Genomic DNA, 15,696 nt, shown 5'->3' with positions numbered 1-15,696 from the left:
GGTGGGGAATTTCATCGGCGAACCACTTTCGCCGAACTGAAACACGTTCTAGATTTGGAGGATGCCCCATGCCTCCGGAAACCCACAGAGTCCGCTGAGAGTCGTCGTCTGGTCTACCGGCACGGTCGGCCGTCATGCCATCGCGGGTGTCGACGCCCATCCCGACCTGGAGCTGGTCGGCGTATGGACTTCGACACCGGCGAAGGCGGGCCAGGACGCCGGCGAGCTGGCCGGGCTCGGTCGTACGCTCGGGGTCACCGCCACCACCTCCCGCGACGAGCTGCTCGCGCTGGAGCCCGACTGCGTCGTGCACGCGGCGATGACCGACGACCGCGTATTCGAGTCGATCGAGGACCTGACCGCGCTGATCCGGGACGGCGTCAACGTGGTCTCCTCCGGTCCGGTCATCCTGGTCCATCCGCAGGGCACACTGCCCGACGAGATGATCGAGGGCATCCACGCCGCCGGGCGCGAGGGCAACGCCTCGCTGCACGTCAACGGCATCGACCCGGGCTTCGCCAACGACGTGCTTCCGCTCGCGGTCACTTCGCTCTCGCAGCGGATCGACCACGTGCGGGTCAGTGAGATCGCCGACTACTCGACCTACTACCAGCCGGTGGTGATGAAGGACCTCTTCGGCTTCGGTGGGTCTTTGGACGCCAAGCCGTTCCTGTGGGAGCCGGGCGTGCTGAGCACGGCCTGGGGCCCGGTCGTACGGGTCCTCGCGGCCGGGCTCGGGGTGACTCTCGACGAGCCGCTGGTGGAGACCGTCGAGCGCCGCCCGGCCGCCCAGGACACCAAGACCGTCTCGGTGGACATCGCCGAGGGCACCCAGGGGTCGGTACGTTTCACGGTCACGGGCACCGTCGAGGGCGTACCGCGCATCACCCTGGAGCACGTGACCCGGACCGACGCGACCTCCGACCCCGACTGGCCGGTGCCGGCGAAGGGCGACGGCTGCTACCGCGTCGAGGTGACCGGCGAACCCTCGATGACGCTCGAGCTCAGCCACCACGGCGAGCACGGTGACCACAACGTCTCCGGGATGATCGTCACCGCCCAACGGCTGGTCAACGCCATCCCCGCAGTCGTCGCCGCCTCCCCCGGCCTCGTCTCCCCTCTCGACCTCCCGCTGATCACCGGCCGCGGCCTGGTCACCCGATGAGCGAGACGTCACCCCCGCCGGCCGACACGTCACTCTGGTCGGCCGAGACGTCGCGCCCGTCGGCCGAGGCGTCACGTACGTCGCTCGACACGTCGCCTACGTCGGGCGAGGCGTCGCCTACGTCGGGCGACACGTCACGTACGCCATCTCGGCCGACGCAGGCGACGTCTCGACCAGTCGGAGTGACGCCTCGGCTGACGTACCTGACGTCTCGGCCAGCGGGACTGCCGCCTCGGCCGACGCACCGGACGCCTCGGCCGACGTAATCGACGCTTCGACCAACCGCAGCGACGTCTCGGCCGACCGGGCAGACGTCTCGACACGAAGGAAACGAATGAGCATCTTGGAACGGTTCGAGCTGACGGGCCACGTGGCCGTGGTGACGGGGGCGGGGCGCGGGATCGGGGCGGCTACGGCGGTGGCGCTGGCCGAGGCGGGGGCCGACGTGGTGATCGCCTCGCGTACCGAGAGCCAGCTGAAGGAGGTCGCCGCGAGGGTCGAGGCGGCGGGGCGGCGGGCGCTGGTGGTGCCGGCGGACCTCTCCGACACGGAGGCCACGGCGGGGCTTGCGGGGGCTGCGTACGAGGAGTTCGGGCGGCTCGACATCGTGGTCAACAACGTCGGCGGGACGATCCCGAACACGTTCCTCGACACCGACGAGGCCTACCTGGAGGAGGCCTTCCACTTCAACGTGACCACGGCGCACGCGCTGACCCGGGCGGCGGTGCCCTACCTGGTGAAGAGCCCCGACGGGCAGCAGTCGGTGGTGTCGATCAGCTCGATGATGGGACGTACGGCGGGCCGTGGCTATCTCGCCTACGGCACCGCGAAGGCGGCACTGGCGCACTGGACGCGCCTGGCGGCCACCGACCTGGCACCGCGGATCAGGGTCAACGGCGTGTTCGTGGGGTCGGTGCGTACCTCGGCGCTCGAGTTCGTCGCCGGCGACGACACCATGCGCGGCGAGATCGAGTCGAAGACGCCGCTCGGGCGCATCGGGGAGGCCGAGGACATCGCAGCCGCGGTGGTCTACCTGACCTCGCGGGCCGGGCAGTTCGTCACCGGGAAGCTGCTCGAGGTCGACGGCGGCACCGAGGCGCCGACGCTCGACCTCAAGCTCCCCGACGTCGACTCCTAGCCAGGAGGGCCTAGACCGCGACGTCCTTGTGCCAGGACTCAGTGATGTAGTCGGTCACCCAGCCCATCGACTTGTAGAGCCCGTCGGCCCCGGTGGGGCTGTCGGCGTCGACCTCGAGCGCGACCCGGTCGCGGCCGCGCTCGATGGCGTCGCCGATGACCGCGTAGAGCAGGCCCTTGGCCACACCGCGGCCGCGGGCGTTGCGGTTGACGCCGATGTACTCGACGTACGTCCCCTCGACCCCGGCCGCGTTGGCGGGCAGCACCGAGGCGACCAGCGACCCGGCCGGCAGAGTCTCGTCCACGTACGCGAGCCACCAGTGGTCCCAGCGGTGGCCGGGGTCCTCGCGGAGCCGCTGGACGAACTCCGGGAAGCTCTCCCGATAGGAGTTGAAGTGGTCCTGGAAGGACTCCTCCAGGGTCTGGTGGACGGTCTGCAGGTCAGCGGCGACCGGGAAGCCGTTGTCGTGCTTCTCGACCGGCCGGATGGTGACGCCCTCGCGCAGCGGCGGGACGACCTCGTCGGGCAGGACGGGTCGGCTCATGTGGAGCCAGGTGCGCTTGTTGGTGAAGCCGGCAGCGGTCAGCCAGTCGCGCTGCACGGTGTCGTCGGCGAACGGGCTGGCGTCCATGTGGGTCTCGGTGATGCCGCGCAGCTGCGCCATCGACCGGGCCTGCGCCTCGAGCCAGGCGTAGAGACCGGCGGCCACCTCGGCGGCCTGCTCGATCGAGCGGTCGACGTAGAGGTAGACCAGCGTGCGCCCGGCGGCGCGGTCGTGGGCGGAGGCCCAGGCGCGTACGTCACCGGCGGGGTCGAGGGCGACGAGCTGCTGTCGCGTCCAGGAGGCGGGGCCGGCGATCTCACCGGAGATGGCGTCGCCGTCGACGTTGCCTCCGCCCTCGAACGGCGTCTTGTCGGCGGCGCGGAGCGCCAGCAGGGCAGGCAGGTCGTCCAGGTCCGGGATCCTCGTCGTCCATCCGTCGGGCAGGTCTACCGGCGTCTCGGCTTGCTCGCTCACCGGGCCATTCTCCCAAATGCGCCTACCGGTCGACCCAGCGGTCCACCCCGGGGACCAGAACCGAGCCCCCTGCAGTGAGCTCGGCGAGGAGCGCTTCCAAACGTTTCTCTTCCGCCGGCGGCGCCCCCACGCGCAGCGTCACGGCTGCGCCGTAGGTGGTCTCCAGGACGGCCACGCCGGCGGATCGCAGGTCGGTCTCGAGACGGCCGGCGGCGTCGTACGCGACCTCGATCTCGTACTCGCGGACCAGCTCGCGCCGCAGCGTGCCGACCTCGTCGAGCGCTGCCCGGACCGCGTCGGAGTAAGCGCGGACGAGCCCGCCCGCGCCGAGCAGGGTGCCGCCGAACCAGCGGGTCACCACCGCAACCGTGTCGGAGAGGCCGGCGCCGCGGAGCACCTCGAGCATCGGTGCGCCGGCGGTGCCGGCCGGCTCACCGTCGTCGTTGGAGCGCTCGACCGGCTGGGGCGGCGGTCCGATCACGAAGGCGGAGCAGTGGTGCCGGGCGTCCCAGTGCTGCTTGCGCAGCCTCTCGACGACCGCGCGTGCGTCGGCCTCCTCCTCCACCCGCGCGAGCGTGCACAGGAACCGCGACCGCTTCTCCTCGATCTCGGCGGTGCCGTCACGGGCGATGGTCAGGTAGTGCATCTCATCTCACCCCAGCGCCCATGTCACCACAGCGCCCATGTCACCACAGTCCGAGGACGCTGCCACCGAGGCGGATGATGAACCCGACGACCACGACGATGAAGAAGACGCGTACGAAGCCGGCACCCTTCGCCACCGCTGTGCGCGCGCCGAGGTAGCCGCCGACCAGGTTGCACACGCCCATCACCAGGCCGGTCTTCCACAGGACGGCGCCCTGCGGGATGAAGACGACCAGGGCGGCCAGGTTGGTGGCGACGTTGGCCATCTTCGCCTTGGCGCTGGCCTCCAGGAAGGAGTAGCCGAGCAGGCCGACGAGCCCGATGACCAGGAAGCTGCCGGTGCCGGGTCCGAGCGCACCGTCGTAGAAGCCGACCGCGAACCCGACGATCATCGCCCCGATCAGGTGCCGGTGTCCGTGGTACTTGAGCGCGGTCGCCTCCCCCAACGACGGCTTGAAGACCACCCACGCCCCCACCAGGATCAGCGCGACCAGCACGATCGGCTCGAAGACCTCCGACGGCAGATGGGAGGCCACGCCCGCGCCCATCGCAGACCCGATGAACGCGAGGATCATCAGCGGGATGAACGTCTTGGGGTCCGGCCCCACGCGTCGGTAGTAGGTCGCCGCGCTGATCGAGGTGCCGAAGACCGAGGCGAGCTTGTTGGTCGCCAGGATCTGCACCGGCGCGGCCCCGGGCAGGAACAGCAGCAGCGCGGGGAGCTGGATCAGCCCACCGCCACCGACCACCGCGTCCACGTACCCGGCCGCCAGGGCCGCGAAGGCGAGAAGGGCAAGTACGTTCAGCGTCTCCTCGGGCACCAGCGCAGGCTACGCCGGTGGATGCCGGCCGAGGTAACTCGGTCAGCGGTCGGACTCAGCCGGCCCACCAGCCCCGGCCGCCGAAGACGTCGGAGTAGCCCCCGTAGGTGTTGGAGGTACGCCGCGCGGTCCGGTCGCCGAGATAGGACCCGACCACGGCAGCACCGAGGTCGTCGAGCTCGGGCGCGACCACACGGCCCTCGACCCGCCGGGCCATCGAGTCGATGAACCGGGCCAGGCCCGGGTCCTCGCCGAGGCGGAAGAAGGTGGTCTGGGCGCCGAGGCGGCGAGAGGTCTCCAGCTCTTCGACCGACCGAGCGATCGTCACCGGGTGGGGCGGGTAGGAGAACCAGACGTCGCCACCGGGCTCGAGGTGGGCGGTGGGCTCGCCGTCGGTCACGATCAGCAGCACCGGCTGGGCGCCGGGGTGCTTGCGGAAGTGGCGGTTGGCCAGCAGCAGCGCGTGGTGGAGGTTGGTGCCCTTGTCCCAGATCGCGTCGAGAGCGGTGAGCTTCTCGATCTCCATCGTCTGGGCGTAGCGGCCGAACGAGATCAGCTGCAGGTCGTCGTTGCGGAACCGGCTCTTGATCAGCGTGTGGAGCGCCAGCGCGGTGCGCTTCATCGGCACCCAGCGCCCGTCCATCGCCATCGAGAAGCTGGTGTCGACGAGCAGGGCGACCGCTGCCTGCGTACGCGCCTCCGTCTCCTGCACCTCGATATCGTCGACGGTCAGCCGAACCCGGGCTCCGGCACTCGAGACCCGGCCCTCGCCCACCTCGCGGATGACGGCGTTCGTGATCGTGCGAGGTACGTCCCAGGGTTCGGTGTCGCCGAAGGCCCAGGGTCGCGAGGAGCCGGAGAGATCACCCGCCGCTCCCGCGCGCTGCAGGTCGCGTTCACCCTGCCGGCCGGAGAGCCGTTGGGCGACGTCGCGGAGCAGCGCCCTGCCGAGCTGGCGCATCGCCTTCGGGGTGAGCCTGAGGTCGCCGTCGGAGCCGCGCTCGAGCTGGCCCGAGTCGCGCAGGGCCTGCTCGAGCTCCTGCAGGGTGCGCGCGTCGACCGCGGCCTGGTCGCCGAGCTGGCGGGAGAGCGCGTCGAGGTCGATGTCGTCGAGCCGCGAGCCGGCGTAGGACTGCTGGAGCTGCTCGGAGAGCTGGTCGAGCTCGGCGATGTCCTGCAGCACGCCGGTGCCGTCGCCGAGCCCGAGGCCCTCGCCACCGCCGAACTCCTCGGAGCCGTACCAGTCCTCTCCCGGTCGCGCCGCCTGCAGGTTGGCGTCGAGCTGGGCCATCTGCTCCATCAGCGCGGGCGACCCAAAGGCCTGCTGGGAGAGCTCCATCAGCTCCTGGCGCTGCTCGGCCGACATCGAGTTGAGCATCCGCTGGGCGGCCGCCGAGCGCTGAGCGAGGGTGTCGAGCAGCTCGTCGATGTTCTGCGGGTTCTCGGGGAAGAACTGGCCGTGCTTCGCCATGAACTCCTCGAAGTCCTCCGGGGTGTCCTCGCCGCGGTTGTGCTTCTCGAGGAGCTCGTTGAGGTCACCGAGCATCTCCGCGATCGCCTCGCGGTCCTCGTCGGTCGCTCCCTCGAGAGCCTGCTTCATCCCGGCGAACCGCTGGTCGAGGAGCTCGCGGCCGAGCAGGTCCTTGATCTCCTCGTAGGACTCGCGGGCCTCCCGCGAGGTCCAGTCGTAGGAGGAGAGCTCGCTGACGGCGGCGGCGGTGTTCGGCGAGAGGTTGTCGATCTGCATCTCCCGGAACGCCCGGTCGCCGTCGTCCATGGTGACGTCGCGGGCCAGCTGCTTGCGCTCCTCCAGGACCGCCTTGTCCAGCAGCTCGCGCACCTGCTCGAGCGTGCCGTCGAGGTTGTGGCGCTGCAGCAGCTCACGGCGGCGCTCGGCGACCTGCCGGGCGAGGTCGTCCAGGCCGCGCTGCTCCTCTCCCCCGCGCCGCAGGAACTCCCGCATCGCGCGCTCGGGCGAATAGCCGGCCATCACGTCCTCGCCGATCGCGTCCAGCGCCTCGGCGATGTCGACCGGCGGAGCGAGCGGGTCGCCCCCGGCGTACTTCTTGTAGCGGCTCATCGTGATGATCCGTCCAGCGCGGCCGACGAATCAGCCATAGATCGTCTCGCCACCCTCGGTGTCCTTGCCGATCTTGCGGGCCAGGAACAGACCCTCCAGGGCGAGCTCGACGGCGCTGGCGAGCTGGCCGTCGTTCTTCGGACCACCGGTGGACTCGTAGACGCGGGCGCCGATCTGGTCGTAGAGGTCGGACTCGCCGAGCACCGGGAGACCGGCGAGGAAGTCGCCGGCGGCGACCTTGGTGCCGGTGGTGACCATGCGGCCGTCCTCGATGGCGTCGATGAGCAGCGCGAAGTCGAGGCCGCGGAAGGACTTGCGGACGGTCTCGGCGATGGCCGTGCGGAGCAGGTGGGTGAGGATCTCGGTCTCGCGGCCCTCCTCGCCCGACTCGAACTCGATCTTGCCGGAGAGCACCTCGACGGCGGTCTCCAGGTCGACCAGGCGGGCGACCGCGTCGGCCTCGCCGCGGATCGTGGCCCGGTGGAGCGCCGCGGCCGCGACGGTCTCGGCGCCGGCGATCGAGAAGCGCGCCGAGACTCCGGAGCGCTGGTCGACCGCGGAGGAGCTGCGCAGGTTGCGGGTGAAGACGGCGAGGATCTCGAGGAGATGGTCGGGTACGTCCGCGACCAGCGCCGCCTCCTGCCGGATGACCGCGATCTCGGCATCCAGCTCACGCGGGTAGTGGGTGCGGATCTCGGCGCCGAAGCGGTCCTTGAGCGGGGTGATGATCCGGCCGCGGTTGGTGTAGTCCTCCGGGTTGGCGGAGGCGACCACGAGCAGGTCGAGCGGCAGCCTCAGCACGTAGCCGCGGATCTGGATGTCGCGCTCCTCCATCACGTTGAGCATGGCGACCTGGATGCGCTCGGCGAGGTCGGGGAGCTCGTTGATCGCGACGATGCCGCGGTGGGAGCGCGGGATCAGCCCGAAGTGGATCGTCTCCGGGTCACCCAGAGAACGACCCTCGGCGACCTTCATCGGGTCGACGTCGCCGATCAGGTCGGCCACCGACGTGTCGGGGGTCGCCAGCTTCTCCGAGTAGCGCTCGGAGCGGTGGCGCCACACCACCGGCAGCGCGTCTCCGGCGGTCGCCGCCAGGCGCTGGGACCCCACGCTGACCGGCTCGTAGGGGTGCTCGCCCAGCTCGGAGCCCTCGATGACGGGGGTCCACTCGTCGAGCAGCCCCACCAACGTACGCAGCAGCCGGGTCTTGCCCTGCCCGCGCTCGCCCAGCAGGACGACGTCGTGCCCGGCGATCAGCGCGCGCTCGAGCTGCGGGATGACGGTGTCCTCCAGCCCGTGCAGACCGGGCCACGGATCCTCGCCGGCTGCCAGCTTCGCCAGCAGGTTGTCGCGGATCTCCTCGCGGAGCGACTTGAAGACGTGGCCACTGTCTCGCAGCTGGCCGAGAGTGCTGATCGTGGGTGCGGCAGTCACGGATGCAACGCTACGCCGCCGCCCAACCCTCGCGACACGCCGGCGTCGGCGTCCCGAACCTCGGATCCGGCGCCGACCCCGGCCAGCAGCTCCTCGACCTGCTCCCGGGTCAGCTCGGTGCGGTCGAGCTCGCCCACCTCGTCGAGGATCTCGAGGACCTCGTGCAGCGTCGTCCGCGCCTCCGCGAACCGGCCGGTGTCGCGCTCGACCACCCCGCGGCGTACGAGGACCTTGGCCTCGCCCCAGCGGTTGCGGTCCTCCAGGTGGCGGGCCAGCTCGAGCCGCAGGTGGTGGTTGGCCTCCTCGTGGCGGCCGAGCCCGATCAGGGCGTCGGCCAGGGTCAGCCGCGGCGAGGAGGACTCGACGTCGACCGGGTCCTGGCCGATCTCCTCCTCGATCAGCTGGAGCGTCTCCTCGAACCGGCCCATCCTCACGTAGACCTCGGCGCGGCCGATCAGACTCCCCCGCGCGCGGTCCTCCATGCCGGCCGCGTCGGCGACGGCGTAGGCCTCCTCGAGGGCGGCCACCGACTCGTCGAGCGAGCCGGTCATGCTCAGCGCCTGGCCGCAGTTGGACAGCGCCATCTCCAGGCCGGCGGCGGCACCCGTCATCCGGAACACCTCGGCAGCGCCGCGGAACTCGGCGATCGCGCGCTGCAGGTCACCGGCCCGCGCCCGGCTGATCCCGAGCTGGTTGCGGATGTAGGCGGCGTCGACGCGCTGGCCGGCCCGCGTGGCCGCATCCAGCCCGATCTCCTGCAGGGCCGCGATCTCGGCCGGCGAGTGGCGCATGGAGAGGTTGAACATCTTGTTGACCAGCTGGTACGCAGCGCCCAGCAGCCCCGTCCGCACGGCCAGCCGCACGGTCGGCCCCAGGCTCGGCCACTCCCGGTCGCCCCAGGCGCGGGCCTGCTGAGCCGTCGCGAAGCTGAGCGGCACCGCACCGGGGACCACCGGGTCGAGCGTCATCAACCTGTGGGACGGGCCGCCGGTCTCGGTTGCCGCGATCAGCGAGTGGGTGTACCAGCTCACCAGGCGCAGCAGCGCGTCGCGCGACTCCTCGGGCGACCCCATCTCCAGGGCGTAGTCGCGCACCAGGTCGTGGAGCACGAAGCGTCCGGGCCGGTGCTCGCGCAGCAGGTTGGCCTCGGTCAGCCGGTCGAGCAGCCGTCGGGCCGGGCCGGTGCCGACGCCGGCCAGGGAGGCCGCGCACGGGACGCTGAGGTCGGAGCCCGGGTGCACAGCGATCCGGCGGAACATGGCCTCCGACTCCTCGTCGAGGGCGTCGTAGGACCAGGAGAAGACGGCCCGCAGGTCGGTGAGCGGGTCGTCGGCGGTCTCCAGGGCGGAGAGCCGGTTGGTCTCGCTGCCGAGCTCGCTGACCAGGGCGGCCAGTGAGACGTCGGGATGGCGGCTGCAGCGCTCGGCGGCGACGGCGAGGGCCAGCGGCAGGTGACCGCACATCTCGGCGAGGTCGTGGACGGCCTTCTCGTCGGCGGCACGCTCGGCGAGCCGCTCGCGCAGGAAGTCGGCCGACTCGGCCGGGGTGAGCATGTCGAGGGCGATCCGCCGGGCCCCCTCGCGCGTCGCCAGCCCACGCATCTGGCTGCGGCTGGTCACCAGCGCGAGCGACTCGCCCCCGGGGAGCAACGGGCGCACCTGCTGGGCGTCGCGCGCGTTGTCGAGGACCAGCAGCATCCGCCGGTGGGCCAGGGTGGTGCGCAGCAGCGCCGAGGCCGCGTCGACGTCGTCGGGCACGGCCTCGCCGTCGACGCCGAGACCGATCAGCAGCGCCGAGAGCGCCTGCTCGGGCGGCATCGGCTCGCCCGGGCCGTAGCCGCGCAGGTCGATGTAGAGCTGGCCGTCGGGGAAGTGCTCGATGCGGTCGCGCGCCCAGTGGACGGCGAGCGCGGTCTTCCCGGCAGCCCCGACGCCGTGCACGGCGACGACGCTCGGCCAGCCGGACTCGTGGTTGATGTGATCGCGTCCAGCAGCCGCAGCTCGACCTCGCGCCCGGAGAAGCCGGGTACGTCAGCGGGCAGCTGATGCGGCACCGCGTCGGGCAGGTCCTCCTCCGAGGCGCGCTGGGCCGGCACCGTCGGCTGCGCGTCGGCGTCGTCGGGTCGGTCGGCCGGCGAGGAGCCGACCAGCAGCCGGGTGAAGATCGCGCGCAGCTCGGTCCCCGGGTCGGCGCCGAGCTCGTCGGCGAGCCGGGAGCGCACCTCCTCGTAGGCCTCCAGCGCCTCCGCGGTACGCCCGGCGGCGTCGAGCGCCTCCAGCAGGACCGCCCACAGCGACTCGCGCAGCGGATGGTCGCCGACCACGCGGCGTACGTCGGCGACGGCCTTCGGAGCCCGGCCGGCGGCGACGTCGAGCTCGGCGCGGTGCTCGAGGGCGGCGAGGTAGCGGTCGACGAGCCACGGCCGCATGCGCTCGGCGAGCGGCTCACCGGCGGGCTCGTCGAACGGCTCACCGCGCCACAGCTCGATGGCCTGCTCGAGACGTTCGTAGGCGTCCGGCCCGTCCGCCCCGTCGAGGAGGTCGACGAAGGCGAGCGCGTCGACCGAGGAGCGCGGGAGGTCGAGGATGTAGCCGCCGGCGGCACGGCACACGACCTCCTTGCCGAGCACGCGGCGCAGCCGGCCGATGTAGGTGTGCAGGCTGCCGCGCGGGTTGTCGGGCAGCTCCTCGCCCCAGATCCGGTCGGCGAGCACCTCGGCCGAGACCGGGGTGCCGGCCTCCAGGGCGAGCACGGCCAGCAGGGTGCGCGGGCGGCGTCCCGGGATGTCCACGGGCTCGCCTGCACGCGTGACGACCATGGGGCCCAGCAGACAGATGTTCACATCCGTCACCGAAGCACCCCCGCCGTCCCGAGCCGCTTGCGCTTGAGAGCCACGCCCCCACAATAGTGGTGACGCTGCGGGCCCACGACGGGAATCACCCCATTGCAGTACACAATGAGCCCCATGTCTCCCTTCGGCAGCTCTTCCGCCGGATCGGCCCTCTCCGCGGCCCTGACCCAGGAGTGTCCCTGCGGCAGCGGGCAGCGCTATGCGCTGTGCTGCCACCGGCTGCACCGCGGCGGCGCCCTCGCCGAGACGCCCGAGGAGCTGATGCGCAGCCGCTACGCGGCGTACGCCCTCGGCGACTGGGACTACATCTTCCGCACCTGGCACCCGGGGACCCGCCCGGACGATCTGGGCGTGGCCGCACCCGACCCGCGGATGCGGTGGACCGGGCTGGAGATCGAGGGCTCCGGGCTCGACGACGACACCCACGGCTGGGTGGCGTTCCGGGCCTCGTTCCAGGCGCCGTCGGGCGACGGCGTGCTCGCCGAGCACAGCCGGTTCGAGGTGCGTGCCGGCAGATGGTTCTACGTCGACGGCGACATCGCCGAGGACTGATCGAGACCCACGCGTTCGCGTGGGTTTGAGGCAGTCGGTGGAGAAACTGTTGCCGATGTGTGGACGCAGCGGGGTGAGTCACGACAGACTCTGTCGAGTGACCACCGACGTGACCGAGGACCTGACCGGCCTCGAGCCCTCGGCGCGCTCGCTCCTGGACGCGGTCATCGCCATGTCGAGCGAGCTCGATCTGAGCGCCATGCTGGAGCGGATCACCCGGTCCGCCTGCGAGCTGACCGGAGCCGGCTACGGCGCGCTCGGCATCCTCGACCTCGACGGTGACCTACAGGACCTGATCACCTACGGCCACCAGCAGGAGCCGACCCTGCAGGTCGTCGGCAGGAGCCGAGGCCGCCGCGCCCGGGTCGAGGTCGACTCGGCGCCCGAGGAGCCCGACGAGCACCTCACCGCGCCCGAGGCGCTCCGCATGGTCGCGCCCCGCGAATCCGACGGCGGGGGCAACCACGCGCTGCGCGCGGGCGACCCCGGCAAGCGGAAGTTCCTCGAGGTGCCGCTGCGGATCAAGGACCACGACTTCGGCCACCTGCTGCTGTCGGAGAAGATCGGCGGCGCCGACTTCACCAGCCACGACGAGCAGCTCGTCGTCGCCCTGGCCCGCGCCGCGGGCGCCCAGATCGACAAGGTACGCGAGCTCGACCTCAGCGAGCAGCGCCGCAAGTGGCTCGAGGCGAGCGCCGAGCTCAGCCGCGCCCTGACCCCGCCGCTGGAGCACACGGTCGCCCTGGAGCGGATGTGCGAGACCGCGCTGCCGCTGATGCGCGCGATCGGCGTCGGCGCCGGCACCCGCATCGAGCACGGTCTCGTCTCCGGAGTCGCCGCCGTCCCCGGCGAGGAGGAGCGGGTCCGGGCGGTGACCGAGAAGGTGCCGCTGCTGATCGACCGCCGCATCGTCGAGCCGCTGGACCTCGAGGTCGACGGCCTCTACGTCGTGGTCGCCCCGGTGCGCTCGACGCTGGCCGGACGCGGTGCCCTGCTGGCCATCTACGACAAGTCCTGCGCCGCCCACGACGAGCACGAGCGCGAGCTCTTCTTCGGCTTCGCCGGGCAGGCCGCCCTGGCGCTGGACCGGCTGCGCGCGGTCGAGGACCGCGCCGACCTGGCGGTGATCACCGACCGCGACCGGATCGCCCGTGACCTCCACGACGTCGTCATCCAGCGCCTCTTCGCGATCGGCCTCCAGCTCGAGACGCTGGGCCGCGCCCCGGAGCGCGTCGAGGACCTGCCCACCCGGCTCTCGGAGCAGGTCGACGCCCTGGACCAGACCATCAAGGACGTACGCGGCTCCATCTTCGACCTCAGCAACCACGACGCCTCCTCGCTGCGCGCGCAGGTCCGCGAGGTGGTCCGGGAGTACGCCGGCGTCATGGAGTTCACCCCGGAGATCAAGATCACCGGGCCGGTCGACACCGCGGTGCCCGAGGCGGTCCGCAACCACCTGCTGCCGGTGCTGCGCGAGGCGGTCTCCAACCTCGCCCGCCACGCTCAGGCCCACAGCGCCCAGATCGAGCTCAGCCTGCAGGACGACGAGATCAAGCTGGTCGTACGCGACGACGGCACCGGCGTCCCGGAGGAGGCCGAGGAGAGCGGGCTGAAGAACGCCCGTTGTCGTGCGGTCCAGCTCGGCGGTCAGCTCGAGATCGGTCCGCGCGACCCCAGCGGCACCGAGCTCGTCTGGCAGGTGCCGATCACTGCCGGGGCTTACTGACCCCGGCGGGGGTTCAGCAGCTCCTTGGCCATCAGCGCTGCCTGGGTGCGGCGCTGCACGCCGAGCTTGGCGAGGATGCTCGAGACGTAGTTCTTCACGGTCTTCTCGGCCAGGAACATCCTGCCGGCGATCTCGCGGTTGGTCAGGCCCTCGCCGATCAGTGCGAGCAGGCGCTTCTCCTGCGGGGTGAGCGCCTGCATCTGCGGCGACTCACCGTCGGGGTTGCGCATCTTCTCCATGACCTTCGCGGTCATCAGCGGGTCGAGCAGCGAGCCGCCGCCGGAGACGGTGCGGATCGCCTCGACCAGGTCGTTGCCGCGGATGTCCTTGAGGACGTAGCCCTTCGCGCCGGCCATGATCGCGGAGAAGAGCGCCTCGTCATCGTCGTAGGAGGTCAGGATGAGTGCGAGCATGTCCGGGTAGGCGGCCCGCACCTCGCGACAGACCTCGATGCCGGAGCCGTCGGGGAGGCGGGCGTCGAGCACGCAGACGTCCGGCTGGAGACGGTCGATGTCCTCGCGCGCCTGAGCGGTGGTGCCGCCCTGGCCGACGACGGCGATGTCGTCGTGGCTGTCGAGCAGCGTCGTCAACCCCTGCCGCACGACCTCGTGATCGTCGAGCAGATAGACCCGGATCGTCCTTGTCTCGGTCAACACCGTCTCACTTCCCCCATTCGTCGAAGGGAGACCACGGTATCGGTCAGCCCCAGTCCGGTCGATGTGTGAGTCATCCACAGCACGGTTTTCGTGCCGCCGTGCGGACCAAGTCCCGAGCCCGCTGCCGAGCCATCCTCGCGCGCGAGCACCTCGCGCGCCAGTGACGTGGCGGTCGAGGTGTCGAGATGAGCCAAAGGTTCATCCAGAACCAGGACCTTGTGCCCTGCCAGCAGCGACCTGGCCACGGCCAGCCTGGCTCGTTCGCCGCCCGACACCTGGGCCGCACCGTCACCCAGCCTGGTCTGCAGACCCTCCGGGAGGGCATCGAGCCAGTCGCCGAGGTGGGCGCGTCTGATCGCGTGCTCGACCTGGTCGTCGGTGGCGTCGGGGCGCGCGAGGCGGACGTTCTCGACCAGGTTGGACGCGAAGACGTGCGGGTCGTCGTCGACAAGTCCCACGATCTTCCGTACGTCCTGAGGATCGAGGCCGCTCGTCTGCTGGCCGCCGAGGGTGATCGTGCCGGTGTCCGGGTCGAGGAAGCGCAGCAGCAGCGCGGCCAGGGTGCTCTTGCCGGAGCCGGAGGGGCCGACGATGCCGATCCGCGCGCCCGGCTCGGCGTGCAGGTCGGGGAGCTCGATGCTGCGGCCGTCGCCCTGGTGGGCGGTGACGTCGGCGATCGTGATCGTGGTGTCGCCGGTCGGCTGTGCGGGGTCGGCGGGGACCTCGACCGCCGGGCGGCGGCTGGTGAGCTCGTCGAGGCGGCGCTGCGCCGCTCGGGTGCGAGCCCGGGCGGCACCGGCGTCGGCGAGCGTCGCGGCCGGCTCGGCCAGGGCCAGCGGCACCAGCGTGAGCAGGGCGAGCATCGGGCCGTCGCTGACGGTGGTGAACGCCGCGGTCGCGGCCACCGCGACGCCGGCGGTGATCAGTACGACCGCCTTGGCCACCGAGGCGGCGCCGGCCGCGGCCGTGGTCGCCCGGGTGGCTGTGTGCGCCAGGTTGCCGAGGGTACGCAGCACCGGCTCGCTCGCCTGCCACATCCGTCGCTCGGTCGCCGTCTGGGTCGCCTCCACGACCTGCTCGGACACCCTCGCCCGCACCGCGACCGAGATCTGCTCGGCGTGTGCTGCCCCGGCGTACGCGATGCCGAAGGCGGCCGCCGCTGCCACCACCATCGCGGCGGCGCAGGCCGCGGCGACCGGGTCGATGAGCGCTGTCGAGCCGACCGCGAGCAGGGCCACCACGGCGTACTCCCGCACCGGCAGCCGCACCCGCAGCTCCTCGTCGAGCACCGCGTCGACGTCGTCGACGACGCTCGCGAGCACGTCGCCCCTACTGCCGGGGAGCGCGCCCGGCACCAGCGGCACCAGCGCGTCGTAGATCTCCACCCGCCTCCGGGCCAGCAGCCGCAGCGCACTGTCGTGGGACCACAGCCGCTCCAGGTAGCGCAGCACCGGCCGCGCGATCCCGAACGTACGCACCCCCACCATCGCCACCACCAGCGTCAGCACCACCGGGTGGTAGGAGGCCTTGATGATCAGCCACCCCGCCAGCGCCGTCAGCGCCACCCCCGACGCCCAGCTCAGCCCGCCCACCACCGCCGACCCCCACAA

The 15,696-nt window shown here is 71.7% G+C and carries 13 protein-coding genes; 4 read left to right on the top strand and 9 right to left on the bottom strand.

The genetic code is table 11. The annotated features are described in order from the left end of the window. The first annotated feature begins 61 nt into the window (after positions 1-61). Positions 62-1,165: an NAD(P)H-dependent amine dehydrogenase family protein gene (locus IEY81_RS21040; protein ID WP_189120453.1), complete on the top strand. Its 1,104-nt coding sequence runs from the start codon at positions 62-64 to the stop codon at positions 1,163-1,165. On the opposite strand, the gene IEY81_RS21035 is transcribed toward IEY81_RS21040, so the two are convergent. After that, positions 1,155-1,298, bottom strand: coding sequence for a hypothetical protein (locus IEY81_RS21035; protein WP_189120452.1), 144 nt, complete (start codon positions 1,296-1,298; stop codon positions 1,155-1,157). The genes IEY81_RS21040 and IEY81_RS21035 overlap by 11 nt on opposite strands. 201 nt (positions 1,299-1,499) lie before the next feature. On the opposite strand from IEY81_RS21035, the gene IEY81_RS21030 reads away from it, so the two are divergent. Then, positions 1,500-2,303, top strand: coding sequence for an SDR family oxidoreductase (locus IEY81_RS21030; protein WP_189120451.1), 804 nt, complete (start codon positions 1,500-1,502; stop codon positions 2,301-2,303). Between the two features lie 10 nt (positions 2,304-2,313). Here the strand turns inward: IEY81_RS21030 and IEY81_RS21025 are convergent, their stop codons facing one another. The 6 genes from IEY81_RS21025 to IEY81_RS24655 form a co-directional block, all read right to left on the bottom strand. Next, the gene (locus tag IEY81_RS21025; RefSeq protein WP_229788053.1) at positions 2,314-3,321 is read right to left on the bottom strand and encodes a GNAT family N-acetyltransferase; all 1,008 of its coding nucleotides are present in this window, start codon (positions 3,319-3,321) and stop codon (positions 2,314-2,316) included. A 22-nt stretch (positions 3,322-3,343) separates the two neighbouring features. After that, positions 3,344-3,967: a YigZ family protein gene (locus IEY81_RS21020; protein WP_189120450.1), complete on the bottom strand. Its 624-nt coding sequence runs from the start codon at positions 3,965-3,967 to the stop codon at positions 3,344-3,346. Positions 3,968-4,007: 40 nt separating this feature from the next. Then, on the bottom strand, positions 4,008-4,787 hold the full coding sequence (locus IEY81_RS21015) for a TSUP family transporter (RefSeq protein WP_189120449.1): 780 nt from the start codon (positions 4,785-4,787) through the stop codon (positions 4,008-4,010). Positions 4,788-4,842: 55 nt separating this feature from the next. Then, positions 4,843-6,867: a vWA domain-containing protein gene (locus IEY81_RS21010; protein WP_189120448.1), complete on the bottom strand. Its 2,025-nt coding sequence runs from the start codon at positions 6,865-6,867 to the stop codon at positions 4,843-4,845. A 30-nt stretch (positions 6,868-6,897) separates the two neighbouring features. Beyond that, entirely contained in the window at positions 6,898-8,301 is a 1,404-nt protein-coding gene (locus tag IEY81_RS21005; RefSeq protein WP_189120447.1) for a magnesium chelatase ATPase subunit I, read from the bottom strand. Between the two features lie 1,783 nt (positions 8,302-10,084). Then, positions 10,085-11,119, bottom strand: a complete 1,035-nt coding sequence (locus IEY81_RS24655; RefSeq protein ID WP_189120446.1) for a BTAD domain-containing putative transcriptional regulator — start codon at positions 11,117-11,119, stop codon at positions 10,085-10,087. 147 nt (positions 11,120-11,266) lie between these two features. Here IEY81_RS24655 and IEY81_RS20995 point away from each other — a divergent pair, with 147 nt between their 5' ends. Together IEY81_RS20995 and IEY81_RS20990 are read left to right on the top strand one after the other, a co-directional pair. Beyond that, complete coding sequence (locus tag IEY81_RS20995; RefSeq protein WP_189120445.1) at positions 11,267-11,704, top strand: YchJ family protein; 438 nt, start codon at positions 11,267-11,269, stop codon at positions 11,702-11,704. Between the two features lie 97 nt (positions 11,705-11,801). Next, positions 11,802-13,430, top strand: coding sequence for a sensor histidine kinase (locus IEY81_RS20990; RefSeq protein ID WP_189120444.1), 1,629 nt, complete (start codon positions 11,802-11,804; stop codon positions 13,428-13,430). On the opposite strand, the gene IEY81_RS20985 is transcribed toward IEY81_RS20990, so the two are convergent. Then, positions 13,424-14,086 (bottom strand): response regulator, encoded by a 663-nt coding sequence (locus IEY81_RS20985; RefSeq protein ID WP_189120443.1) that lies wholly within the window; start codon positions 14,084-14,086, stop codon positions 13,424-13,426. The two genes, IEY81_RS20990 and IEY81_RS20985, sit on opposite strands and share 7 nt — an antisense overlap. Next, positions 14,080-15,696: thiol reductant ABC exporter subunit CydC (cydC, locus tag IEY81_RS24370; protein ID WP_229788051.1), on the bottom strand; the 1,617-nt coding region annotated here is incomplete at its 5' end. The genes IEY81_RS20985 and cydC, both read right to left, overlap by 7 nt.

The sequence above is a fragment of the Nocardioides luteus genome (assembly GCF_014648595.1).
In the GTDB taxonomy this organism is placed as follows: domain Bacteria; phylum Actinomycetota; class Actinomycetes; order Propionibacteriales; family Nocardioidaceae; genus Nocardioides; species Nocardioides luteus.
Note: the sequence above shows the minus strand (reverse complement) of the source record. Positions and strands in the feature narration are given on the sequence as shown.